This is a genomic window from Methylobacterium sp. GXF4, from assembly GCF_000272495.1.
Classification (GTDB): Bacteria; Pseudomonadota; Alphaproteobacteria; order Rhizobiales; family Beijerinckiaceae; genus Methylobacterium; species Methylobacterium brachiatum.
Genome location: NZ_AKFK01000089.1, coordinates 1 through 22,780 on the forward strand (window position 1 = coordinate 1; position 22,780 = coordinate 22,780).

Annotated in this window: 21 protein-coding genes; 4 read left to right on the plus strand and 17 right to left on the minus strand. The window is 73.3% G+C overall.

The window, feature by feature from the left end:
- Nucleotides 1-7: 7 nt before the first annotated feature.
- Both WYO_RS25300 and WYO_RS25305 read right to left on the minus strand, forming a co-directional pair.
- A complete protein-coding gene (locus WYO_RS25300; protein WP_128755088.1) occupies nucleotides 8-280 on the minus strand; it encodes a hypothetical protein in 273 nt (90 codons plus the stop codon).
- A gap of 104 nt (nucleotides 281-384) precedes the next feature.
- Nucleotides 385-885, minus strand: coding sequence for a hypothetical protein (locus WYO_RS25305; RefSeq protein ID WP_007568010.1), 501 nt, complete (start codon nucleotides 883-885; stop codon nucleotides 385-387).
- Between the two features lie 125 nt (nucleotides 886-1,010).
- Here WYO_RS25305 and WYO_RS25310 point away from each other — a divergent pair, with 125 nt between their 5' ends.
- Complete coding sequence (locus tag WYO_RS25310; protein WP_007568016.1) at nucleotides 1,011-1,232, plus strand: hypothetical protein; 222 nt, start codon at nucleotides 1,011-1,013, stop codon at nucleotides 1,230-1,232.
- Entirely contained in the window at nucleotides 1,225-1,725 is a 501-nt protein-coding gene (locus WYO_RS25315; protein WP_007568017.1) for a hypothetical protein, read from the plus strand. Before WYO_RS25310 ends, WYO_RS25315 begins: the two co-directional genes overlap by 8 nt.
- A gap of 48 nt (nucleotides 1,726-1,773) precedes the next feature.
- Here WYO_RS25315 and WYO_RS25320 read toward each other — a convergent pair whose 3' ends face one another.
- From WYO_RS25320 to WYO_RS25385, 14 genes are all read right to left on the minus strand, one after another.
- The gene (locus tag WYO_RS25320) at nucleotides 1,774-2,286 is read right to left on the minus strand and encodes a hypothetical protein (protein WP_007568019.1); all 513 of its coding nucleotides are present in this window, start codon (nucleotides 2,284-2,286) and stop codon (nucleotides 1,774-1,776) included.
- Between the two features lie 6 nt (nucleotides 2,287-2,292).
- Nucleotides 2,293-4,395, minus strand: coding sequence for a M48 family metalloprotease (locus WYO_RS25325; RefSeq protein WP_039904190.1), 2,103 nt, complete (start codon nucleotides 4,393-4,395; stop codon nucleotides 2,293-2,295).
- A 306-nt stretch (nucleotides 4,396-4,701) separates the two neighbouring features.
- A complete protein-coding gene (locus tag WYO_RS25330) occupies nucleotides 4,702-5,109 on the minus strand; it encodes a hypothetical protein (RefSeq protein WP_007568023.1) in 408 nt (135 codons plus the stop codon).
- A 62-nt stretch (nucleotides 5,110-5,171) separates the two neighbouring features.
- Nucleotides 5,172-5,909 (minus strand): hypothetical protein, encoded by a 738-nt coding sequence (locus tag WYO_RS25335; RefSeq protein ID WP_007568024.1) that lies wholly within the window; start codon nucleotides 5,907-5,909, stop codon nucleotides 5,172-5,174.
- A gap of 46 nt (nucleotides 5,910-5,955) precedes the next feature.
- Nucleotides 5,956-6,297, minus strand: a complete 342-nt coding sequence (locus WYO_RS25340; protein WP_007568026.1) for an SPOR domain-containing protein — start codon at nucleotides 6,295-6,297, stop codon at nucleotides 5,956-5,958.
- Nucleotides 6,298-6,463: 166 nt separating this feature from the next.
- The gene (locus WYO_RS25345; RefSeq protein WP_007568029.1) at nucleotides 6,464-9,658 is read right to left on the minus strand and encodes a cytochrome P450; all 3,195 of its coding nucleotides are present in this window, start codon (nucleotides 9,656-9,658) and stop codon (nucleotides 6,464-6,466) included.
- A 115-nt stretch (nucleotides 9,659-9,773) separates the two neighbouring features.
- The gene (locus WYO_RS25350) at nucleotides 9,774-10,502 is read right to left on the minus strand and encodes a TetR/AcrR family transcriptional regulator (protein WP_007568031.1); all 729 of its coding nucleotides are present in this window, start codon (nucleotides 10,500-10,502) and stop codon (nucleotides 9,774-9,776) included.
- A 94-nt stretch (nucleotides 10,503-10,596) separates the two neighbouring features.
- Entirely contained in the window at nucleotides 10,597-13,887 is a 3,291-nt protein-coding gene (locus WYO_RS25355; protein WP_007568033.1) for an ATP-binding protein, read from the minus strand.
- On the minus strand, nucleotides 13,884-14,588 hold the full coding sequence (locus tag WYO_RS25360; RefSeq protein WP_007568035.1) for a hypothetical protein: 705 nt from the start codon (nucleotides 14,586-14,588) through the stop codon (nucleotides 13,884-13,886). The genes WYO_RS25355 and WYO_RS25360 overlap by 4 nt, the downstream gene beginning before the upstream one ends.
- Nucleotides 14,585-15,598 carry a DUF559 domain-containing protein gene (locus WYO_RS25365; RefSeq protein WP_244424299.1) on the minus strand — a complete coding sequence of 338 codons (1,014 nt, stop codon included), beginning with the start codon at nucleotides 15,596-15,598 and terminating at the stop codon, nucleotides 14,585-14,587. The genes WYO_RS25360 and WYO_RS25365 overlap by 4 nt, the downstream gene beginning before the upstream one ends.
- Nucleotides 15,599-15,878: 280 nt before the next feature.
- Complete coding sequence (locus tag WYO_RS25370; protein WP_007568040.1) at nucleotides 15,879-16,097, minus strand: hypothetical protein; 219 nt, start codon at nucleotides 16,095-16,097, stop codon at nucleotides 15,879-15,881.
- Complete coding sequence (locus WYO_RS25375) at nucleotides 16,094-16,771, minus strand: acyl-homoserine-lactone synthase (protein ID WP_007568043.1); 678 nt, start codon at nucleotides 16,769-16,771, stop codon at nucleotides 16,094-16,096. Before WYO_RS25375 ends, WYO_RS25370 begins: the two co-directional genes overlap by 4 nt.
- An 87-nt stretch (nucleotides 16,772-16,858) precedes the next feature.
- On the minus strand, nucleotides 16,859-17,590 hold the full coding sequence (locus tag WYO_RS25380) for a LuxR family transcriptional regulator (RefSeq protein WP_007568045.1): 732 nt from the start codon (nucleotides 17,588-17,590) through the stop codon (nucleotides 16,859-16,861).
- Between the two features lie 173 nt (nucleotides 17,591-17,763).
- The gene (locus WYO_RS25385) at nucleotides 17,764-18,330 is read right to left on the minus strand and encodes a DNA-3-methyladenine glycosylase (protein WP_007568047.1); all 567 of its coding nucleotides are present in this window, start codon (nucleotides 18,328-18,330) and stop codon (nucleotides 17,764-17,766) included.
- Between the two features lie 323 nt (nucleotides 18,331-18,653).
- On the opposite strand from WYO_RS25385, the gene WYO_RS25390 reads away from it, so the two are divergent.
- Nucleotides 18,654-20,399 (plus strand): adenylate/guanylate cyclase domain-containing protein, encoded by a 1,746-nt coding sequence (locus WYO_RS25390; protein ID WP_007568049.1) that lies wholly within the window; start codon nucleotides 18,654-18,656, stop codon nucleotides 20,397-20,399.
- 80 nt (nucleotides 20,400-20,479) lie between these two features.
- Here the strand turns inward: WYO_RS25390 and WYO_RS25395 are convergent, their stop codons facing one another.
- Nucleotides 20,480-21,718, minus strand: a complete 1,239-nt coding sequence (locus WYO_RS25395; protein ID WP_007568051.1) for an MFS transporter — start codon at nucleotides 21,716-21,718, stop codon at nucleotides 20,480-20,482.
- Between the two features lie 94 nt (nucleotides 21,719-21,812).
- On the opposite strand from WYO_RS25395, the gene gcvA reads away from it, so the two are divergent.
- Nucleotides 21,813-22,700, plus strand: coding sequence for a transcriptional regulator GcvA (gene gcvA / locus WYO_RS25400; RefSeq protein WP_007568053.1), 888 nt, complete (start codon nucleotides 21,813-21,815; stop codon nucleotides 22,698-22,700).
- The last annotated feature ends 80 nt before the right edge of the window (nucleotides 22,701-22,780 follow it).

Consider the following 22,780-nt stretch of genomic DNA (forward strand, 5'->3'; position numbering starts at 1 on the left):
CACCCGGTCAGGTCACGGGGATCGCGACCTCGGCGAGGCCGTGGTGGAACGGCAGGCGGGCGGCGTGGGCCGGGGCCAGGCGTATCATCGCGCCGGCGCGACGGGCGCAATGCGCATGGCGGTCGAGCTCGGTGCGGACATAGTGGCAGGCCATGGGATAGGCGGCCGGCTCCTGCCGCGCCGGCGCGGGCGCGACCGGCAGGATCATGGCGCCCAGGGCGGCGATCAGCCGGGCCGGCGCCCCACGGGAATGGACGCTCGGTTCACGTCCCGCAGGCATGATCCGCGGCGGGTCGCGGGGCCGTGTGCCCAAGTCCGGATCCTCTATCGGAACGGCGCCGGAATCGGGCTGTCGGGGGTGGCCGCGCGGCCCGCCGCGCGCCCTCAGAGGCCCTTCTCCAGAACCTGGACCACCGCGTCCACGCGGGGCTTGAAGTCGGCCACGTTCGCGAAAGGACGCCAGTTCACGTCGAGGATCCCGCCCTCGAACTTCAGCCCGAGCGCGTAGTTCGAGCCCCGGGCGCTCGCCTCGTCGTAGCGGACCCGGATCGACTTCAGCGCCTTGTGCAGGGCATCGCGGCCCATCTGGTCCTTGGTGATCTCCTTCAGCCCGGCGGCCAGCGGCTCGAAGATCGTCTTCCCGAAATAGGCGTCGTCCGCGTAGTATTGCGCGTCGCCCGGGATCGTCAGCTGGTCCCAGGCCACCTCGACCGGCACGGGAAAGCCCGCCGCCTCCTGGATCGCCTTCTCCAGGGCCGGATACCGGTCCTGACGATAGGCGGCGATCGCCCGGCGCTCGGCGAGCCCGACCGTCGGCTCGGCCCAGGCGGCCGGGACGCAGAGCCAGGTTGCGGCAGCCGCGAGGGCGAGACGGCGTGAGATCATGCGGTGGGGTCCTTCTGCAGGTTGGGGCGGCCTTGGCTTGCCGCCCGGGGGTGATGGTTCGATGACGCGGCGCGGCCGGGAACGCCCGCGGTGAAGGCGGCGCAGCGTCTCGATGGCGGGGTGGGATGATCGTATGGACAATCCGACCGGTGCTCCTGGCCGCCCCGGTCGTCGCCCAACAGGCCGCGCCCCCGCGGGCCGAGCCGGTAAAGCCCGCCGGCGCGGCGGCCGTGAAGGCCCTGACCTGCGATGCCGTCGCAGCCGACGAGCGGCGCCTGCGGCGGCGCTACCGCAGCGATCCGGCGGTGCTGCGCGCCCTCGACCGGGCGCGCGACCCGGATGGCTGACGCCGACGATCCGGCGCGCCGCCGGGTGATGCGGCTGCTCCGAGCCCCGCCCCTGGCCCTGCTGCTCGGCCTGGGCCTCGCGCCGTTCTTCCTGCTGTTTCCGGCCCTGCCCGGCGGGCCGGAGCAGGATTCGGGCCTGCTGCCGGTCGCACTCTGGCTCGGCGCGGCGCTGCTGGGCGGCCTTGCCGGCGCTCTCGAGGGGGCCGGCCGCCCGCTGTACCGGGCGGGCTGCCTCATCCTGGCGGCGACGCTGCTCTCGCCCTTGGCCCTGCGCCTGGTGATCCTGACGGATCCCGGGATCCCGCAGGATCTCGCGACCCTGCTCGGACTCGACGGGGAATCGGCGATGGACGCCGCTCTGTACGAGATCTGGCTCGCGGCCTGGATGGCCTGTCTCGCCGCAATCCTGCCGTGCCGGCTTCTCCTCACGCGGTACCGGAGCGCCCGCCGCGACAGGCCGGCCGGCGCGTCCCGGTCGAGCCCGGGGGCCTGAGGCCGCCCCGCCGGAATGGGACTCCGCATCGCCACGGACCGCCCCGCCTCACGCCGCGGCGGCAGCCGACGCCGCCCGACTGTTCCGGATCATCGCGAACCCGGCCGCCACGATGATCCCGGCCAGCCCGAGCACGATCGCCAGGACGGTGATCGTGCGGTTCCAGAGCTGATCGAGGCCGAGATCGGTGGTGACGAGGTCCGGACGCTCCGGGTCGGCCATCACCGCGATGCTGTAATCGCCGACATGCAGGCCGGTGAACAGGTAGTTGACCTGCCGGGTCACGGTGGCGGTGGGCGTCCGAAGGCTCACGGTGACGTCGCAGACATGGACGATCACCGTGGTCTTGCACGTGCCCGCGCTCACCTGCGCGTTGGGGACGGCCCGCGCCCGGGCGTGGACCTGCCAATCCGTCAGCAGCGTCGGGGTGGTGTGGACGAGGCACGCCACCAGGAGACCGCCGAGGGCCACGAAGCCGATGAGCGCCCGGAGGGCGCCCCTCCAGCCGTTGCCCTGGGGCGGCAGGCGCAAGGGTTCGGAGCGGTTCGGGGACGCGGTCATGCAGCCTCAGGCAACCTGGCTCTCGTGAGGAACGGGTCGGGCGGCGGTCTCGGCCAGGATCCGCCGGGCCTGCGCGGCGTCGCGATAGCGGCCGATCAGGTCGGCGAAGTCCTGCGGCTTCATCTTGCGCGGCAGGCCGTGCTTGAGCGTGACGATGCGGCGCTTCGGATCGAGCTTGATGCCGCGCCCGCCCGGGATCCGCTGCGGCACGGCGACCTCCGGCGGCAGCAGCAGGCGGGTGACCATCGTGAGCCGGTCCAGCGTCATGTCGAGGTCGGCGATGTCGTCCCAGGCGATGGCCCGGTCGAGGCCCGGCACGTGCAGCCCCTCGGGACGCAGGGCCATGATGACCCGCTCGCCGTCCCGGAGCCGGTAGAGGCCAGGGCCGCCGAGGGCGACGCCGCAGACGAGCGCCACGGCGGCCACGATCCGGGCCTCCTGCGGCGAGAGACCCGGGAGGCCGAACAGGGCCAGCGCCAGCGCCGCGACGCCGAACAGGATGCCCGCCGTCACGAACACGATGGCCTGGGGCCGGCGGTTCTCGTGCAGCACCTTCTCGTCGGCCTCGATCTCCGCGGCGGTCGCCTCCAGATGCGCCCGGAACGCCGCATCCTGAGCCCGCACCGCCGCGAGGAAATCGGCCGTGGCGGCCCGGCACAGCCCGGCCGGATCGGCGAAATAGGCGGCGAGCTGCCCGGGCGCGTCCGAGGGCGGCCGGGCCGCGGCGGCGGCGATCAGGTTCGCGTCGATCGTCAGCCCGAGGGCGGCGACGCGGTCGCGGGTCGTCGGATGGGTGTCGGTCGGGTGCGGCTGCTCGGTCTCCAGATGCGCCCCGGGATCGTCGAGCCCCTGGGCGGCGACCCGGTCGAGCACGGCCGCCACGAGGTCCGCGGGCGCCGAATCGGGGGCCTGCGCGGCGGCATCGAGCGTCTCGGCGATGCGCGGCTGCACGGCGCCGGTGCGCAGGAGCGCCCGCGCCGCGGCCTCGGCCGAGGTGGCGCCCGCGCCCGCCGCGTCGGCGGCGAACTCGCGCGCCCGGCTCCAGTGGCGCACGGCGAGGTGGAAGCGCTCCATCACGAAGACGCCGAGGCGCAGGGACGGGCCGAGCAGGCTGAACGAGCCGTGATGGCCCGCCGCCACCGCGTCGAGGGAGCGCCCGACGCCCGCGTAGATCGGCAGGAAGCGCTGGCTGTAGGCCGTGTCGCCGCCGGCATAATGGGCGAGCTCGTGCGCGAGGATCGTGGCCGTCTCGTCGACCCGCATCAGGGCGAGGTAGGGAAGCGGCAGGTAGAGGATCCGGCCCTCGAGACGCTCACCCCCGGGCTCCAGCTCGGCCGGGCCGGCGCTGACGAAGAACCCGCCGCCGAGGCCGACCACCACCGCGTCGGGCTTGAGCGCCCCCAGCCGGTCGGCGAGCGCCTCGGTCAGCCGCCACAGGCCGGGCGCCTCCGCGGCCGTGACGACGCGCCCGAGGATCGGCAGGGGATCGGGCTCGAAGGCGCTGAGCGCCCGGCGCAGGCCGAGCACCGTGCTGCCCGCGACGACGACCGCGCCGCCGACCACGACCACCGCGAGCCCCAGGAGCTTCAGCGCGCCGGCGCTGAAGCCGGTCTGGACGAGCATGCCCGCCTCGAAGGTCACGGCGGCGACGAAGCCGGCGGTCGCCGCCAGGATCTGGGCCGAGAGCGCGGTCGGGATCACCCGTCGCATCAGCGAGAAGCCGCGCACCAGCGCATCGCGCGACGTCCGCCCGACCTGGCCGAGCAGCGTGCCGGCGAGCAGCACCAGGATCGAGAGCGCGGCCGCGATGGCGCCCCCGACGATCACCACCGGCGGCAGGAGGCGGCGCCATTCCATTACGGTGGTCAGGGTCGCGACCTCGTTCCGCGCCGCCCGGGCCTGGTCCAGGGCGAGCGGGCCGCCGTAGAGCTGGCCGTTGCGCCGGAACTGCATGCTCCAGTCGATGCGCCCGTCCTTGGGCACGCGCGCCTCGAGATCCGCGACGATCCGGTCCAGCTGCCGGCCCTCGGCCGCGAAGGCGGCCCAGTCCTCGGCGCCGCGCTCCCGCTCCCAGAGGCCGAGCATCATGAGGCAGAGCGGCAGCAGCACGGTGGCCGCGACGAGCTTCAGGACGGCGCTGGGACGTGACCGCGCCTGCGGCGGATTCGACGGCTCGGAAATGGTCATCTCCTGACGCGCACAGGATCCGGGGTGATGCGACGCAAGAACGGGAAGATGATCGACGACGGAACGGAGGGCCTGACAGACATTGCAGCGTTTGATTTCAGACCTGCGCCGGTAAAGGTTGGGCACAACTCAATGTGTTCTTCGCAGCGCGACAGGATTTCTACCTTCTCGGATCGGCGCGTCAACAGAATGTTGTCCTGTCCGCCTTCGGCCCCGCGAGGATCCGGATCAGCCGGCCATGCTCCGGACGTACCGGTGGTGGATCCACCCGGCGCGGCAGGGGCCCGCGTAGGGCGCGCGCCGCGGGATCGGCGAGGACACGCCGCACTCCGCGCCGCCGGTCCGGTCGCGCGGGGCATAGACCACGCCCCTCCAGGGCCCGCGGGCCTCGCACAGGCGGACCTTGTCGCCGGTGTGCAGCCGGTCGATCTCCCGGTACGGCGTGCCGCCGGGGCCGCTGCGCACCGAGAGGAAGTTGTCGCCCCGCGGGTCGAGGCCGACGATCTCGCCGACCGCGTCGCAGGCATCCAGCTCGGCCTCGCCGCCGACGGTTACCGGGACGTCCGGGCCCTGCGCCGCCGCGGGGGATGCGAGGGCCAGGAGGGCGAGGAGCGACAGGCTTCGGAACAGGACCATGGACGGGCGATCCCTTGATTGCGGCGCCGGGCAGGCGGTGTCCGAGGCGGATCGAACGGCGCTCACCGCGGCGGCGGGGCCGCGCTCCGGCGGGCATAGAGGCCGGTGAAGCTCACATTGGCGCCGCCGCAGGCGTTGTTGTCCCGGACCACGAGATAGGGGCCGCGCCGCCACAGCCGGATGCGGCAATCGTCCGGATCCCCGGCTGCGTAGGGCAGCGTCTTGTCCTCGCCCATCGTGAAGGCCAGGACGCCGTTCTCGGGCCGCGCCGTGCCGGCGACCGCGCCGATATGGAACGGGCCCTCGCCGCCGCGGCGCGCATCGCTCCGCCCCCAGGAGGCCTCGCCCTTGACCGCGAGGGCGTCCCCCGCCCCCGGCGCGATGGTGAGGTCCGCGTCCTGGCCGATCCAGTGCCCGACGAGGTCCGCGGGCGCGACCGCCGTCTCGGGCAGGGCCGCCAGGGCGCCGGTGGGCAGCCAGCCGGTCGTCAGGACGCCCTTGGCGCTGGTGAAGCCGGCGCAGGTGAAGCCCCCCGCGCTCCGGCTGGTCAGCACCGCGTCGCCGTCGGTGAGGTAGGCGCGTCCCCGGCAGGCCGGGCTTGGGCCCGGGCATCCCTTGTTCGGGTCGTCCTCGACGAAGTAGATGCGCGGCGCGCCCGCCCGCACGGTCGACGCCCGGGCCTCGTCGGCCTTCACGACGTCGGCCCAGTTGCAGCCGGCCCGGGCAGACGGCGCGGCGCCCGCGAGACCGAGGGCCGCCAGGGCCACGATACGGCCGCGCCGAAGAATTGTCGCCGGCATCCTGTCCCCCCTCCTCCCGCCTGTGCGGAGCCCCGATCCGTCGCGCTCACTCGCCGGCATAGCGCCCCTGGCGGATGTAGGCGTTCGGCACGCAGGGGCGCAGGCGCGTGAGATCGGCTTCGGCCGCGGCCCGGGTCGCGTAGCCGCCGACGACCACGACATCGAATCCCTTGCTGAAGCCCACGAACTTGCCGGAGAAATCATTGAACGGCTCCAGCCCGCACCGGGCGACCGCCGCCGAGGCGCGCTGGACCGCCGCGTCCTGCACCTGGGTGTAGTCCGGATTCGCGAACGAGCCGGCCACGATCCAGTACGGCCCCGCCGGCGTCGCGGCCTGCACGGAGGCCGCGAAGACGAGACTGAGCACTCCGATCAGGCGCAGACGCATGGATGCTGCTCGACCCCGGCGTTCGTCTGGGAACCTCTCACGCGACGGCTGGATAGAGCGCCCGGATCGACTTGCCGAGGCCCCATCGTGTGCTTCCCGTTGCGTTTCGACGGGAATGAAGCACCGCGCCGCGAAAGCCGCAACTGCCGAGGGTTCCGGCGGGTGGTCAGGCGAAGACGTCGGCGACGTAGCGGCCGGTCTCCCGCTCGACCGTGTCGGCCCAGGCCTCCGCCTCCTCGGGCGTGACGGCCCGGGCCTCCTGGTAGATGCGCACGCAGGTCGCCCGCACCGCCGGGGCCATCCGCTCGCCGTCGCCGCAGACGAAGACCGTGGCGCCGGCCCGGAACAGGTCGGCGACGTCGGCCCGGTCCCGCCAGACCCGGTGCTGGACGTAGCGCACGTCGCCGTCCGGCGCCTGCGAGAAGGCCGTCCGGACCGAGACGACGCCCTGCGCCTCCCAGGCGGCGAGCTCGTCGCGGTAGAGGTAATCCACGTCCGGGTGGGTCGCCCCGAAGAACAGCAGGGCCGGCCCCACCGGCCGGCCGTTCGCCTTCTGGATCGCCCGCTCCTGCAGGAAGCCGTGGAACGGCGCGATGCCGCTGCCCGCGCAGATCATGACGATCGGCACGGCGGGGTCCTCGGGCGGATGGAAGGCCGCCTGCGAGGGCCGCACCGCCACCGAGAGGCGCGCGCCCGGCTCCAGGCCGGCGAGGTAGGTCGAGGCGACGCCGCGATGCCGGCGCCCGCCGGCGCGCGCGGGGGCGTCGAGCACCGAAAGGGTCAGCGAGCAGCGCGTGGGATCCCGGAGGGGCGAGGACGAGATCGAGTATTGCCGCGTCCGCATCGCCGGAAGCGCCGCCAGGAACGCCCCGAACGCCAATTCGCAGGCCGGGACGCGCTCCAGGAGGTCGAGCAGGCTCACGCGCTTCTCCAGCACCTCGGCCGCGTAGGCCTCCGGCTGCGCCAGCTCTTCCAGCGCTGCGCGGTCGGGCGGGCAGCGGGTCGCCGCGGCGAGCTGGCCGACCTGCGCCCGGGTCGCCGGCTGGCCGAGCTCGACGTAATCGGCCAGGATTTCGGCGGCGGAGACCGGGTAGCCGGCCGGCAGGGCGGTGGCGGTGCCCGCCCCCTTGCGGATGAGGATCCGCGTATCCCCGGCCAGGCCGAAGCGCCGGAGCGCCCGCTCCACATCCGGGTGCGGGTTGCGCGGCAGGACCGCGAGATAGTCGCCGGTCCGGTAGGTCATGCCCGCCGGCAGCGCGATCTCGATGTGCCGCTTGGACGTGCCGAGCGGCGAGGCCGTGTCGACCAGCTCGCGATTCTCCAGGATCCGGGCCGGGTTGAGGTCGGTGAGGTGCAGGGCCGTCTCCCGGCCGGAGCGCAGGATCTCGACGTCGAGGCCGGTCCCGGCCGGCTCGGCCGCCTCCCGATCGCCCCCTCGGCCGCCCGTTTGCCCCAGCGCCCGGCCGAGATCGGCCCAGAGCCCGGCATACCAGGCGTCGAAGCCGCCGAAGAAATCGCCGCCGGCATCCGTCTCGCCGCGCTCTCGGACGCGCTGCGCGCCGGCCTTGGCGAGGGCCGCGTCGGTGCGCTTGGGGATCGCCTGGTAGGTGCGCGCCCATTGCCGGTTGCCGCAGCCGAACACGGTGAAGCGCACGCCCGCGAGGGCCTCGGGTCCGAGCCCCTCGACCCAGGCCAGGAACCGCCTGGCATTGTCGGGGGGATGCCCCTCGTAGGACGCGGTGACGACGATGACGGCGCACTCCTTCGGCAGCCGCTCGACGTAGTCGTCCATCGGCGCGGCCGTGGCGGCGTAGCCCTGCCCCGCGGCCTCGCCCGCGATGCGCTCGGCGAAGGCCTGGCAGGAGCCGGTGTTGCTGCCGTAGAGCACGAGCAGCGGCGTGGTCGCCTCCCGCGCAGGCGCGCCGGTGCGGCCGGCCGTCATCGGCCGCTGCGGTGCCGTCGGGACGGCGCTGCGCGGCCGTGCGGCCCCGCGCCGGCGGGCATGGATGCGGAAGCCGTGCGGCTTCAGCGTCAGGGTCTCGGCGATCTCCAGCGTGTAGCCCGGATCCGCCTCCGTCAGTTCGAAGCGCCGCAGGATCAGGGCGAGCACCAGATGCGCCTCCTGGAGCGCGAAGCCGCGGCCGATGCAGGCGCGCATGCCGTTGCCGAAGGGCTTCCAGGCGTTGGGCGGCAGCCTCTCGGCGGCCTCGGGGGCGAAGCGCTCGGGCCGGAACGCCTCCGGGTCGTCCCAGACCGCCGGGTCGCGGTGCAGGATCGGCGCGAGGATCAGCAGCGTGTCGGCGGGCGTCACCGGGTAGCGGCCGCCGATCACCGTGGGCGCCTTCGGGGCGACCGCGAAGGCCGGGGCGGTCGGCCACAGCCGCAGCGTCTCCTGCAGGATCTGCTCGACGTAGCGCATCCGGGGCAGGTCCTCGACCCGGGGCAGACCGTCGCCCAGCACCGCGTCGACCTGGTCCCGCGCCCTCTGCAGCACGTCCGGATTGCGCAGCAGCAGGTAGAGCGCGAACGAGAGCAGGCCGCTCGTCGTCTCGTGACCCGCGATCAGGAAGGTCACCATCTGGTAGCGGATGTTCTCGTCCGAGAGGCGCTCGCCGGTCTCGGGGTCGCGCCCCTCCAGCATCAGGTTGAGCAGGTCGTGGCGGGTGGCCGCCTCCGGGTCGCGCCGGCGCTCGGCGATCAGCGTGTCGGCGACCTGGTGCATCAGGGCGATGTCGGCCTCGTAGCGCCGCTTGGTGCGCAGCAGCAGGTTCGTGGCCACCTCCGGGCGCCGGGCGCGGGCGCCCGCCTCCTCCAGCGCGCCGACCATGGCGGCCACGAAGGGGTGCATCTCGTTCTGGTAGAAGCTGTTGAAGCGGTAATCGAACGCGCAGAGCGCGATCGTGTCGAGGGTGAGCCGGGTCATGGAGTCGGCGACGTCGATGGTCGCCTCGGGCCCGAACCGCTCCCAGCGCAGCAGCATCTGGTCGGCGATGTCCTCCATCCGGTCGAACATCGCGCGGATGCCCAGCGGCCCGAAGGCCGGCATCAGCAGCCGGTGGGCCTTGCCCCAGTTGGGCTCGTCGTTGCGGGCGGTGAACAGCCCGTCCCCGCCGAGGTCGCGGAGCATCTCCAGCGGCCGGTGCAGCTTCTTCTCGAACCGGCCCTCGTCGCAGAGCTCGTTCACGAGCGCCTGCGCGCTCACCACGGTGAGGCTCCGGCCGCCGAGCGACAGGCGGTAGATCGGCCCATGCGCCCGGGCGAGGCGCATCAGGCTCTGCACGGGGGCGTTCGGGTCGATCTCCGGCAGGTTGCCGACGATCGGCAGGGGACGGGGCTGCGGGATGGGGGCGGTCGGTGCCATGGGACAGATCCTTGGCTTCGTCCGGGGTGTGGGTCGTGGCGTGTCCGGGCGCCGGCGATGCCCGGCGCTCAGCGGGATTCCGGCGCGGGGACGCAGGTCGCGAGGCTGAGCTTGGTCAGGAAGCGGGACATCTGTTCGGCCCTGTCTCTGGAGCGGGGGTGGCGGGAGCGCGCACGGAATTGTGGGTCGGGTGCAGCAGGCTCGCGATCACCGTCTCGGTCATGCGGGCCCGGGCCTCGGCGAGGTCGATCTCCGGGGCGAGCCGGTTCAGCAGGGTCGGAAAGGCCGGCGGCTGGCTCACCGCGTTGTTGACGAGGGCGAAGAACAGCGCCGGATGGCTGCTGCGGACGATCCCGGCCGCGATGCCGGCGGCGAACAGCGCGCGCGTGGTCTCGTAGGCCGGCCGGAGGAGGCGCTCGGTCAGCAGGGCGGCACGCTCGGGCGTTTCCGATCCGTGCCGGCTGACGAAGTCGCGCACGTCGGGATGGGCGGCGTAGAAGGCGGCGACGCGGCCGATCACGGCCCGGAGCCTGTCGTAGAGCGGCTGCCCGGGATCCGCGGCCAGGGCGGCGACCTCCGCCATGGTCGGCTGCGCCGCCGCCACGATGGCGTCGAGGCAGGCCTCCCAGAGCTCGGCCTTGCTGCCGAAATGCACCCGCACGAGGTTCGGGCTCACATCCGCGGCTAGCGTGATGCTGCGGATATCCGCCCCGTCGAACCCGTGAGCCGCGAAGGCGTAGGTCGCGGCCCGCAGCAGCCCCTGCCGGCCATCCGGCCGGTCCCGGGTCGGTCGTCCGCGCGGGCGCTTCCTCACGCAGCCGGCGGGCTCGTCGATGCGCGCCATCGATCCCCCGTTAAATGTACGCCGGTACACTTAATTAGGGCATGCGCGCCCGCAAGGGCCCCGGCTCAGGCCCGTCATCCGCTCGGGCCCGGGGTCACGCCCCCGCCGAGCGCCGGGCCGCCGCGACCACCTGCTCGGGGGTCGGCGGGTTCGCCGGATGGTAGCTCAGGCACAGGGGCGTGGTGAGCTTGGCCGGCCGGCCCGAGCCCTCGGTGGCGAAGTAGAACTCGCCCGCGCCCAGCCGGCCGATATCGGAGGCCGCGCCGCCATGGGCCGCCATGATCTCCTGGGCGGCCGCGATCGTCGCCGGGGCGCTCTGGCGGCCGAAGAACTGGGTCGTGCAGTTCGAGACGATCTGGTTGTGCAGGCCCTTGGGCACTTGCGTCGCCACCACGAGCCCGAGCCCGTATTTGCGCCCCTGCGCCACCAGCTTGATGCCGCTGCCGAGGCTGGGGCTCGCCCGCTGGGCCGGCAGGAAGGTCTGGGCCTCGTCGACCACGTAGAGCATGCCGCGCGGGCTCGGATTCCGCTTGATCCAGCCGAACAGCGTCATCTGCAGACGGTTCACGAAATCCTCGCGCGCCGCCTCCGAGCCGAGGCCCGACAGGTTGATCACCGAGACCCGGGTGCGGGCCGGATCGGCCCCGAAGAACAGCAGCTTGGGGTCGAGCACCGCGCCCCTCACCCTGAGCAGCGGGTTGGTCGCCACCGCGGCCCGGAGCTCGTCGGCCATCTTGGCCGCGTGCTTGACGGCCTCGCCGATGTCGCTCACCCCGTCGGGCAGGTCGGCCAGCAGGGTGATGAAGTCGCCCAGACTGCCGCCGCCGCGCTCGGCGAAGACCCGCAGGGCGTCGGCCAGCACGCCCCGCTGCAGGCCCTTCCTGGCGCCGGCCAGCGGGCCGAGCGTCTCGGCGGCCATCTCGACCGCCTGCTGGCGCTCGTCCGGATCCGCGCCGATGCCGGAGAAATCCGGCAGGACCGACAGGAACAGCGGGTTGCCGGCATTCACCCCGGGAGTCCAGACCACGACCTCGACCCGCTCGGCATAGGCCGCCGCCTGGGCGGCATCCGAGTCGGTGAAGGCGGCGGGCCGCTCGGGCCAGGAATCGCCGAGCCGCGACAGGTCGTTGTTGGGGTCGATCACGATGGCCGGGATGCCGGCGAGCGCCGCCTCCTCCACGAGCCGGCGCAGCAGCACGGTCTTGCCGGAGCCCGAGCCCGCGATGATCGCCGTGTGCCGCGGCAGCAGCCGGATCGGCAGGCTCACCGGCTGGGCGTCGGCGTTGATCCGGCGCCCGACCGGGATCGCCTCCGGGGCGGATGGCGTCCGGCTGGATGAAAGGCCCTCAGCGGCGACGGGGAGCCTCCCTCCCCCCTCTGCGGGGGAGGGAGGCTCCTGCGTCAGCAGGGGTCGGGAGAGGGGAGCGACGCTGGTAGAGACGTCGCGACGGGAGTGAAACCCGCCGTCGTCGCGCTGCCCCTCTCCCGACCCCCTTCGGGGGCCACCCTCCCCCGCAGAGGGGGGAGGGAGAGGCAGTGTCGCGTCCGACATACGCGATGGGACCTCAAACTCGTGTCGGCCGTCGATCTTCTGCGCGGGCTCGGCGAGGCCGGCCTGGTGGAACAGGGCGGTGGCGCGCACGGGCTTCTGAGCCCGCAGCCAGGCCTCGAACCGGTCGCGGCGGTCCTCCGCGTCGGCCTTGGCCTTGAGGTCGCGCAGGGCCACGAAGGTGCGCAGATCCGCCTCGTCCGGGTCGATCAGGAGGCCGCCGGCGGCCTTGAAGGTGTCGACCAGGTGCCGGGTCTTGTCGCCCCCGGGCACCGGGCCCCGCCGGACGATCAGCAACTCCCGGTCGGGGATGCGGGTCGAGATGCCCGACGCCGTCAGCGCCGCCCGCAGGCGGGCCTGGAACGCGATGGCGTTCTGGTGCTGGAGCGCCCGGTAGCAGACATGCCGCTCCCGGTCGTTCTCGTCCCGGTGGATGAAGGTCAGGCGCCCGTGAAGCGGCGGAATCCGCTGCTCTGGCTCGCCCTTGCTGGCCACATCCAGGGCATCCTCCGGGTCGTCCTCCAGAGCGTAGAGGTCGAAGGCGGCACGCAACAGGTCGCCGAGGCCGCCCTCGTCGTCGAGCAGCCCGTCGATCCCGGCGTGTTTGCGGGCCGCGTCGAGGTCGAATTCGTTCCCGATCTGCTGATCAACCTGACCTTCCACCGCATGAACGAGGTCGTGGCAGACCTCCACGGTCCCCCGGGCCAGGCAGGCGCGGCGGACGGCGTCGCAGCGCATCAGCAGGGTGCGCGGCATCATCCCGGCCTCGGCGGCGGCGGCGATCGCCGCGGGGCTGAACGGCCATTCCGGATGCGGCGGCACGAAGCCGGCGGCCCGATAGGCCGGGGCCAGACGGCCGCGGATCAGCGCGGCGGCCGCGACCTTGTCGTTCATCCCCTGGAGCGCGATCGGCGGCTTGAGGCGGTGGCGGAAGGATTTGAGCCCACGTTCCTCCAGGCGCGACCAAGAGTCCGGCAGGCAGCTGATCAGGGTCATGCCGCGGCCGCCAACCTCGTGTAATTCGAGGATGCCCGCGGCCAAGACTTCGGTGAGGCTCACGGTGGCGTCCAGGTCGTCCGTGGCGGCGAGGCGGCTGGCGTCGATGACGCCGTCGATCTGGTCCAGGGCGACCAGCGTCGGGCCGCCGAGCCCCATGATCCAGGCCATGCCGCGCACGAGATCGACCGGAGCCGGCGGCGGCGTCTTGAAGCCGAGGGCTGCCCGCTCGGCCGGGTCGGCGTCGTAGCCCTGCAGCCAGGCATGGGCGAGGCCGATGGTACCGAGATCCTGGGCGCGCAGCAGGCAGAGCGCCCGGAACACGTCCTGATGCTGCAAGGCGCGTGCGGCATCGACCTTCATCAGCGCCATGACCAGCAGGTCGACGATCCGGCGGGTATCCATGTTGGGCGTGTTGAACGCCGCCTCAACCTGCGCCTCGACCTTGAACCGGCGGGCGACCCCGGCCAGGACCGCGTCGGATTGCCGGCGCCCGTCCGGCATGGTCTGCAGCAGGGCGGTGAGGTAGCTGAGCGCCCCGCTGCGCCAGAAATCCGTGAGCCCGAGCACGTCGAGCAGCACGAACCAGCCGCCCGAATTCCAGACCGCGTGCCGGAATTGGCCGACGAGATGGGTTTTGCCGATGCCGGCTTGGCCGACGAGCACGCGGGCGGGTGCCCGCTGACCGGCCGTCCGGGCTTCGTCATGCATCTGGCCGACAAGCAGCGGCACCAAAGCCTCGTTCGGGCCGCCGGTGGGCTCGGCTTCGGTCCAGACGCTGTCGAGGGTTCGCACCCAGTCGAAATCGACCCGGCGCAGGGCGTCGAGGGCGTCGGTCATGCCTGGATCCAGAGGAGGTGGAAGGGTTCGCCGGCCGGGCTGTAGGCGGCCTCGCGGTCGGCCGCCGTCAGCGCCTTCGGGTCGCTGAGCTGGCTCAGCCGGGCGGTCTTGTCGCCCTTGAGGATGCGGGCGAGGCCGGCATCGACCGTGGCGCGGTCGAACTCGGCGAGCTGCGCCCGCACGTCGCTGAGCCGGACGGTCCGGGCGCGGGCACCGCCGGTGAGGGCCAGATAGGCCTCCTCGATCCGGGCGCGCAGGGCGGCGGCGCCGGGTTTTTTCTTCGCGGACGGCCGGGCGGTTTTTTCGCCGGCAGCCTTCTTGGCGGGGGCTTTTTTGGCCGACGCTTTCTTCGGAGCCGTCTCGGGCGGCTCAGCCGGCTCGGGCGGGGCGCCGATGAAGTCGGCGAGCGTCCGCCCGCTCTGCCCGAGATGGCCGCCGAGCCGGGCCAGCCAGTCCTGCATCACCCGGAAGGCCGGCGGCAGCGCGGCGTCGAGATGGTCCCCGGCCCAGTGCCAGCCCCGGTCGGTCACGGAGAGGACGAAGGAGCGCCCGCTCTTCTCGACGGCGATCAGCCCGGCGGCGGCCAGCGCCTCGCGGTCGGCCTTCTTGACCGCCGGCACCACCTCCCCCTGCGGCGCCCGGCCGTGCCGGGCCAGCAGGCACCACAGGATCAGGGTCTGGGCAGGTGTCGGCGCACTCATCGGATCATCGCTCCCTCGGACGTTCGGCGCAGGCGCACCACGTCGCGGATCTTCTCCACCGCGCGCTGCAGGTCGGTCTCGACCTGCGCGTTGGTGATGCGCAGCACGAGGTAGCCGGCCGCCAGCAGCTCGTAGTCGCGGTGGCGGTCGGCACTGAATGTCGGGTCCAGGCGGTGCTCGGGGCCGTCGAGCTCGACCACGACGCGGCCCGCCGCCCAGAGCAGGTCGACCCGCGGCCGCGTGCCGAACCGGGGCAGCGCCACCGTCGCGTTGCCGGAGAACAGGGGGCCGAGCTCCGCATCCGCCCGCAGGGCCGCCTCGACGCGCTTCTCGACCGCGCTCGCCGGATGGGCGCGCGAGGGCGGGGCGAGGAACCGGGCCTCCACGGGAGCCGGGGGCCGCTGGACCGCGTGGGCGCCGTAGAGCACGCGGTCGTAGGGCGGCACCGGCGGCGGCGCGCTCGGGAACAGGGCGGCGACGGCGGTGCCGTAGCGGCGGCACCATTCGAGCACCTCGATGACCGGGGCAGCGCGCTCCGGGGCGGCCGGATCGAGCTCGGCCACCAGCACGAGGCCCGAAGGCGCCACCGCCCGCATCAGCTGCGCGAGTTCCAGGCTCCGGGCCGCCCGGCGGAACCGGGGCGGGCGCCCCGCGGCGGCGTGCTTGGCCGCGGCCTTGAGCCAGGGGCCGTGCGGCTCGGGGGCGGTCGGGGCGTGCTGCGGATTTTGCCAGTCCGGCCAGCGCGCCAGGGCGAGATCCGCGAGGTCGTCGAGCAGCCCGTCGAGGATCGCGGCGGCGCTGCGGCGCCCGGCGATACGCAGCACCAGCAGGCTGTGCGCGGCCTCGGAGGCGTCGAGATACGGTCCGATTCCGTCGAGACCGATGCCGACGAGGACCAGCCGCTCCCCGGCGCCGAGCCCGAGGATCCGGCCGGACAGGTCCGCGACTGGCAGCATCGGCAACGGCGACACACCCGGTAGACCCGGCGCAGGCTCGTCGGCGAGGGGCATCAGGGCCGTGGCATCCGCACGTTCGCTCCTGCGATCCGGACAGCGGGATTTCTGACCACATCCCGCCGGGGACCAGCAAGCCCCTCGGGGGCTCTTAGGTTGTCGCACCGGGGACGGATGTTCGGGTGTTTCACCGCCGGATTCGCGCGCCCCTGTCATTCCGGCACCCTGCGGGCCGAGGCCGGATCCCCCACCCGCTCCCGCATCCTGAGGTGGCGGCGTGGGCGGGGGATCCGTCGCTACCCGTCGGCCTCGCCCGCATGCCCTTTGGCTGCGCTCCTCAGTGCAGCGTGTCGTCCATGCAGGCTTCGTCCGCGACGTCGCGCGCCAGGGCGCGGCCGATATGCTCCACCAGCGGGCGCAGGGCGGCGAGCAGGCTCGGATCGCCGATCTCCTCGGCGGCGCGCCACAGCTCGATCGCGTGGTGGCCCAGGCGCACGATCGCCGGCTCCTCGCCCTCGCTCTGGCAGGCCCGGTTCAGGATATCGGATACGCTCATGCGTGCAGCCTCCGCTCGGCCGGCACAGGCAGCCGGACCGCCGGCGCCCGCGGGGCGTGCAGGGACGTCTCGTGCAAGGGCGAGGCCTGGAGGCCGAAGAACGCGCGGGAGGACGCCACCGTGTCGGGCATCAGCCGGGCGTAGACCGCCAGGATCGCGTGGCCGTTGTAGCGGGTCGGCAGCCCCAGCGGCTCGACGTCCCAGCCGCAGGACATCAGCCGGTTGACCAGGATCGGGTGCGTCTGCGCCAGCAATCCGTCGAGGCCGCGCGCCCGCGCCACCTCGGCCGCGGCGGTGAAGATCCCGGCGGTGGCCGGGTCGATCAGGCCGGTGCGCCCCTCGCGCCGGGCCGGCAGCGTGCCGCAGCGGGTCCACTCGTAGACGGTGGCGCCCCGCGGCGCCGGCCCGCGCTGCGCCAGGTGCGGATAGACCTCCGTCAGCAGGTGCGGCCGGGTCGTCGGCAGGAGCCGCGTATAGGCGGTGATCTCGCCGCCTTCGAGATAGGCCAGGTGGATGCAGCCGGGGCCGTCGAACTGGTCGATCTCGCGGCCGTCGGGCCGGCGGCACGCCTCCCAGTTGAGCCGTTCCACGAAGAGCGCGTGCCGGAACCGATAGATCTTCTCCAGCAACGCCCCTTGCTGGGAAATATTGTCGTCGTCGATAACCACAACCATGGATCATTCCCCCTGTCGGGGGAGTGATGCCGGGCCGCCAGTCCGAATGAGCCTCGTAAAATTACGAGGTCGGCAGCCGCCGCGCGGCTACGCTATGATGCCCTGCCGCATGGCTTCCGCGACGCACTGGACACGGTTCACCGCATCGAGCTTGCGCGCGGCGTTCTTGAGGTGGAACTCGACGGTCCGCTGCGACGTGCTGAGGATCTCGGAGGCCTCCCAGCTGGTCTTGCCGGCCGCGGTCCAGCGCAGGCACTCGATCTCCCGCGCGGTGAGCCGGGGCGCCTTGCGCAGCGGCGTCCGGCCGCCCTCACGGATCAGGGTCTCGGCCCGCTGGTAGGCGTAGATCGAGACCAGATGCAGCGCGGCCTTGGCCTCCTCGGACAGGTCGAGCCGGCGCGCCCCGAAGCTGACGCCGCCGCCCGGCCCGGCCAGGTGGTGGATCGGGACGCAGAACCCCTCCGACAGCCCGAATTCGGTCGCCTCGCCCATGACCCGGGCGGCCGCGACCTCGTCGGACCGATAGGGCGCCTCGCTCCAGAGGAACGGCTCGGTGGTGCGCTTGACGTGGTTCGCCACCGGGTCGATCCGCAGGTAATCGCGCTCGAAATAGCGCTTCCGCCAGCCTTCCGGCCAGGCCGGCACGAGCGCGCAGCCCTGCGTGGAGATCTCGTGCTCCGCCGGCAGGTTGGTGATGATGAAGGCGTCGTATCCGAAATACGCGCCCGCCGCTCTCATCTCACGAAGGATGTCGGGAATCTTCGACGCCAGCTTGAGACGGCTGACGATATCAAAAGCCTTCTGGCTGTCCTGGCTCACCGAAAGTCCGAATGCTTGTATTTCTGAAATCTTCCCGACCTGTAGTTGCAAAAAATGCAGTCCACACGGAACAAACCTATACATGAGGTTGCCGGGCCGGCCAAGCGCAGAGCAGGGCTTTCCACGGTCCGTCCGGTTCCGACACACGGCGCGCCCCGTCCGGGGCCCGCCTCTCACCCCGCATTCCGGTCGACCCGCCGCACTGGCCGGCTGACGAACCGGGAGCCGGCGAGCAGGAATCGCCAGGGCGTCTCGGCGCCGCGGGTGATCCCGATGCGCCGATCCGCCGCGACCGTGACGGGCTGCGTCCGGGGCGCGAACCGGAACGGCGCCTGTGCCACCGGCAGGCCGTCCATCGCCCCGGTGATGCCGAGCGCCTGGCACAGGCGGCCCGGCCCGGCGCAGAGCAGCCGCGGATCGTCGGTGCCCCGGCGCTCCGCCATGGCGGCCAGGCCGGCATTCGGCTCGATCGCCCGCAGCAGCACGGCGCTGCCGGGCTCGCAGACCAGGTTCAGGCACCAGTGCAGCCCGTAGGACCGGTAGACGTAGACGTGCCCCGGCGGCCCGAACATGCTGGCATTGCGCTTCGTCGGGCCGGCGAAGCTGTGGGAGGCCGGGTCGGTCCGGTCGTAGGCCTCGGTCTCGACGATGACGCCCCCCGCCTCGCCGACCCAGAGCCCCGCCCCGATCAGGTCCGCGGCCACCGCGGCGGCGCTCCGGGCGAAGAACGGGTCGGGCATCGGGTCTGTCCGGGTGTCGTGCGGCGGGTGTCATCCAGCCTGGGCAACGCCCGGCGGGCGGTTCGGGTGACGGCTTTTACACGCGCGGCTGCCGCCCCGGACCCGGCGCCGAATCGGCGGGCAGGCGGGGCGATCCGCCGACGGGACCCGGCATACGGCACGGCTCCATTCCGTCTCTTCGAAGGCTTCACGCCGGAGGCCGAGGCCGGTCCCGGCCCGAAACTCGCCGGCAAGTAGAAATACAACGGAGGCCGCGGGTGCGGTTTGCTGGTAGGACAGGCCGGCCAGACCGGGCCCGCTGGCGATCTCGTCGGACCTCCAGCATGACGCGCACCTCGTCGATCGCGACGCTCCGAACCTCCGCCGGAGGCTCGCAGGCCGCCCCGATCCCGCTGCGCGCCCGGATCCGGCCCGGCCTGACCCTGCGCCGCCTCCGGCTCTGGAGCGGGCTGGTCCTGTTCGCCTACATCCTGACCCACCTGACCAACCACGCGCTCGGCAACGTCTCCCTCGACGCCATGGAGGACGGCCTCGGCGTCGCCTCCGCGCTCTGGCTCAACCCGCTGGGCCTGGCCCTGCTCTATGGCGCGCTGGTGATCCACCTGCTGCTCGGGCTCCAGGCGCTCTACGCCGCCCGCTACTTCCGCTGGCGTCCCGGCGAGGTCGTGCAGATGGTCTCCGGGTTGCTGATCCCGCCGCTGCTGGTCAGCCACGTCGTGGGCACCCGGATCGCCTTCGCCACCGAGGGGCTCGAGAAGGGCTACGCGCAGGAACTCTACGCCTTCTGGGTCGCGGCGCCGCATCAGGGCGCGATGCAGGCGGCGATGCTGGTCATCGCCTGGATCCACGGCTGCTCCGGACTGTATTTCTGGCTGCGGCTGAAGCCCGCCTTCGGGCGCGCCGCGCCCTGGCTCCTGGCGGTCGCGGTGCTGGTGCCGGTCCTGGCGCTGCTCGGCTTCGTGCAGGGCGGCCGGGCGATCCTCGCCCTGGCGCAGGACCCGGCCTGGCGCGTCGCGGCGCTCAAGCCGGTCCATGTCGGGTTGCCCGACCAGGTGGCGCGGCTCGGCACGATCCGGGACGGGATGCTGCTGACCTATGCCGGCCTGGTCGCCGCGGTGATCGCCGCCCGCGGCGTCCGGACCCTCGCGGAGGTCAAGCGCGGGACGATCCGGCTCAGCTATCCCGACGGAAAGGTGGTCCGGGTGCCCCGCGGCACCAGCGTGCTGGAGGCGAGCCGGCGCAACCGGATCCCCCATGCCAGCGTCTGCGGCGGCCGCGGCCGGTGCTCGACCTGCCGGATCCGCGTGCTCGACGGCAGCGCCGACACGCCCCCCGCCGGCCGGGCCGAGCGCGCCGTGCTGGAGCGGATCGCCGCCGGGCCCGGGGTGCGCCTCGCCTGCCAGTTCCGGCCCGAGGCCGACCTCGCCGTGGTGCCGCTGTTCCCGCTGCCGCCGCGGGTGCAGCAGGCGGACCTGCTCGACCGGGCGCAATCCGGCGAGGAGCGCTTCATCGTGGCGATGTTCGTCGACCTGCGCGGCTCGACCCGGCTCGCCGAGGAGCGCCTGCCCTACGACACGGTGTTCATCATCAACCGGTTCCTCGGGGCGGTCGGTGACGCGGTGCGGGACGCCGGCGGCTCGACCAACCAGTTCCTCGGCGACGGGCTGCTGGCCCTGTTCGGCCTCGAGACCGACCCCGAGCCGGCGGCCCGCGACGCGCTCCGGGCGGTCGAGCTGATCGCCGAGCACGTCGCCACCCTGAACGAGCTTCTGGCCGCCGACCTGGAGCACACCCTCCGGTACGGGATCGGCGTCCATGCCGGCCTGGCGATCGTCGGCGAGATGGGCGACGCCACCGATGCGCGCTTCACCGCGCTCGGCGACACCGTCAACGTCGCCTCGCGCCTGCAGGGCCTGACCAAGGTCCTTGGCTGCGTCGCCGTGATCTCGGAGGCGGTCTATCGCGCGGCCAAGACCGCGCCGACGGCGATCCGGGAGATCCCGGTCGAGGGCCGGTCCGAGCCGGTCCGGGTGAGCACGCTCGGGGTGCTCTGCCCCGCCGCGCCGTGATGGATACGGTTTTCCCGGGGACACCGGCTGCACACACGGACGGAAGCAGGGTCGGATGGCCCGCCCCGCCCCCGCCGGAGTCAGAACCTCCGCGCCTCCCTTCCCCGGGCCAGATGCGGGGACAGGGCCAGCATGAGCGGCACCACGGCGAGCGCCGTCCCGGCGGCCGCCACGGCGGCCCAGCGGGGGCCGGCCGCATCCCCGAGCCGGCCGTAGAGCAGCGGCGCCGCGAGCGCGCTGCCCCCGAGCGTGCAGGTGTAGAACACCGCGAACGCCCGCTCGACCCGGCCGCCCGGGGCCAGTTCCGGCACCGTGCCGTACAGGACCGACGAGGTGCCGTTCAGCATCACGCCCAGCAGCGGCAGCAGGATCAGCGCCGGGGCGAGCGGCAGGGCGATCACCGCCAGGATCGCGGCCGCGGTCCCGGTCTCGGTGAGCAGCACGGTCCGGGTGACGCCGAGGCGCTCCCCGAGCCGGCCGCACACGGCCTTGCCGAGCGCCCCGCCGATGAACACCAGCGAGAGCGCGAGCCCCACGGTGGTCAGGGCCGCGCCCTTCTCCTGCAGCAGGAACGGCAGGTAGAGCAGGAAGGCCGGGCGGGCGGCGTTGTCGAGGGTGCCGATCGCGACGAGGAGGCCGAAGCCGGGCCGGGCGCCGGCTCCGTCACCGGTGCCGATTGCGGCCTTCGCCCGCTCCGTGTGTGACCTGGACTCACGCGGCAGCCAGCGGCCGACGCCGAGCGCGACCGCGACGCCCAGCCCGGCGATCACCCAGAGCGCCGTGCGCCAGCCCGACAGGGTCAGCAGGAAGCCGACCAGCGGCGGCACGGCCGCCTTCCCGAGATCGCCGGCGAAATTGTAGGTGCCGAGCGGACCGCGCGCCGCGGCCCCGTAGGCCCGGGCAATCACCGTGGAGGCCAGCGGGTGCTGGGTGCTGCTGCCGGCACCCCCGAGCAGCAGGCCGACGCAGAGGCCGATCAGGCCGCCCGATGCCCCGGCCAGCGCGTAGCCGCCCGCGCTGAGCAGCGTGCCGAGCACCAGCACCGTGCGGGCGCCGAATGCCTGGGCGAGCCGGCTCGCCGGCATCTGCAGGGCCGCGAGCGCGCCGTTATAGAGCGAGCGCAGCAGCGCCAGCGCGACGTAGTCGAGGCCGAACTCCGCCTGCCAGACCGGCAGCAGCACGTAGATCAGGTCGGTGTAGCCGTCGTGCAGCGCGTGGTTGATCCCGGCGATCACCAGGGTGCGCTTGTCCTCGATGCGCTTGGCCGCCCGGTCCGGGGCGTCGTCGAGCGAGGCGGTGAAGTCCGAGGCGCGGGCCATCCTGGGATCCTTGTGCGTCCCCCACAGGATGCGGATCTCGCGCCCGGCTGACAAACGCCTTATGCTGACGCTCGCGTGAGGAAACCTGACAGCGATGCACCGCCGCCTGCCGCCGCTCAACGCGCTGAAGGCCTTTGAGGCGGCGGCCCGGCACGCCAGCTTCACCCGGGCCGCCGAGGAGCTGCGCGTGACCCACGGGGCGGTGAGCCGGCACGTCCAGATGCTCGAAGGCTGGCTCGGCGTGCCGCTGTTCGAGCGCCACAACCGGCGGGTGGTGCTCACCGAGGCCGGGCGCAGCTACGCCGCCGAGATCGGCGCCGCCCTCGACCGGGTCGCCCTGGCGACCGCCCGCCAGGTCGAGCGCGGCCGGCCGCGCCTGCTGCACGTCAACGCGCTCGCGACCTTCACCCTGCGCTGGCTGATCCCGCGGCTGTCCGGCTTCCAGGTCGCCCATCCCGCCATCGAGGTCCGGCTGACCACCTCCAACGTGCCGCTGGCGAACCTCGCCGACCCGTTCGACGTGGCGATCCGGGGCGGGCCGCAAACACGCCCCGGCCATGTCCCGCAGTCGTTCCTCACCGAGCGGCGCATCCCGGTCTGCAGCCCGGCCCTGCTGCAGCGCCTGCCCCTGCAGGAGCCGGAGCAGTTGCGTCACCACACCCTGCTGCACGCGGCGACGCTCCCGGAGGTCTGGCCGCACTGGCTGCGCGCCGCCGGGGTGCCGGACCTGGTCCCCCAGGCCTCGGTGACCCTGGAGCATTTCTACCTGACCCTGCAGGCCGCCCTCGACGGTCTCGGCGTGGCCATGGGTCCGGAGCGCCTGATCGCCGACGACCTGGCGGCCGGCCGCCTGACCCGCCCCTTCGCGGGCCCGTCCCTGCCGGCGCGGAGCTATTACACCTACGTCCCGGAGGCCCGGGCCGAGGACCCGACCGTGCGCGCCTTCTGCGCCTGGCTCACCGAGGCGGCGCACGAAGCCTGACGCGCCGGGGATGGCGTCGGGGGTCGGACTGGCGCAAGGATGGTTGTCGGGCAAGGATGCTTGTCAGGAACGCGTTCGAC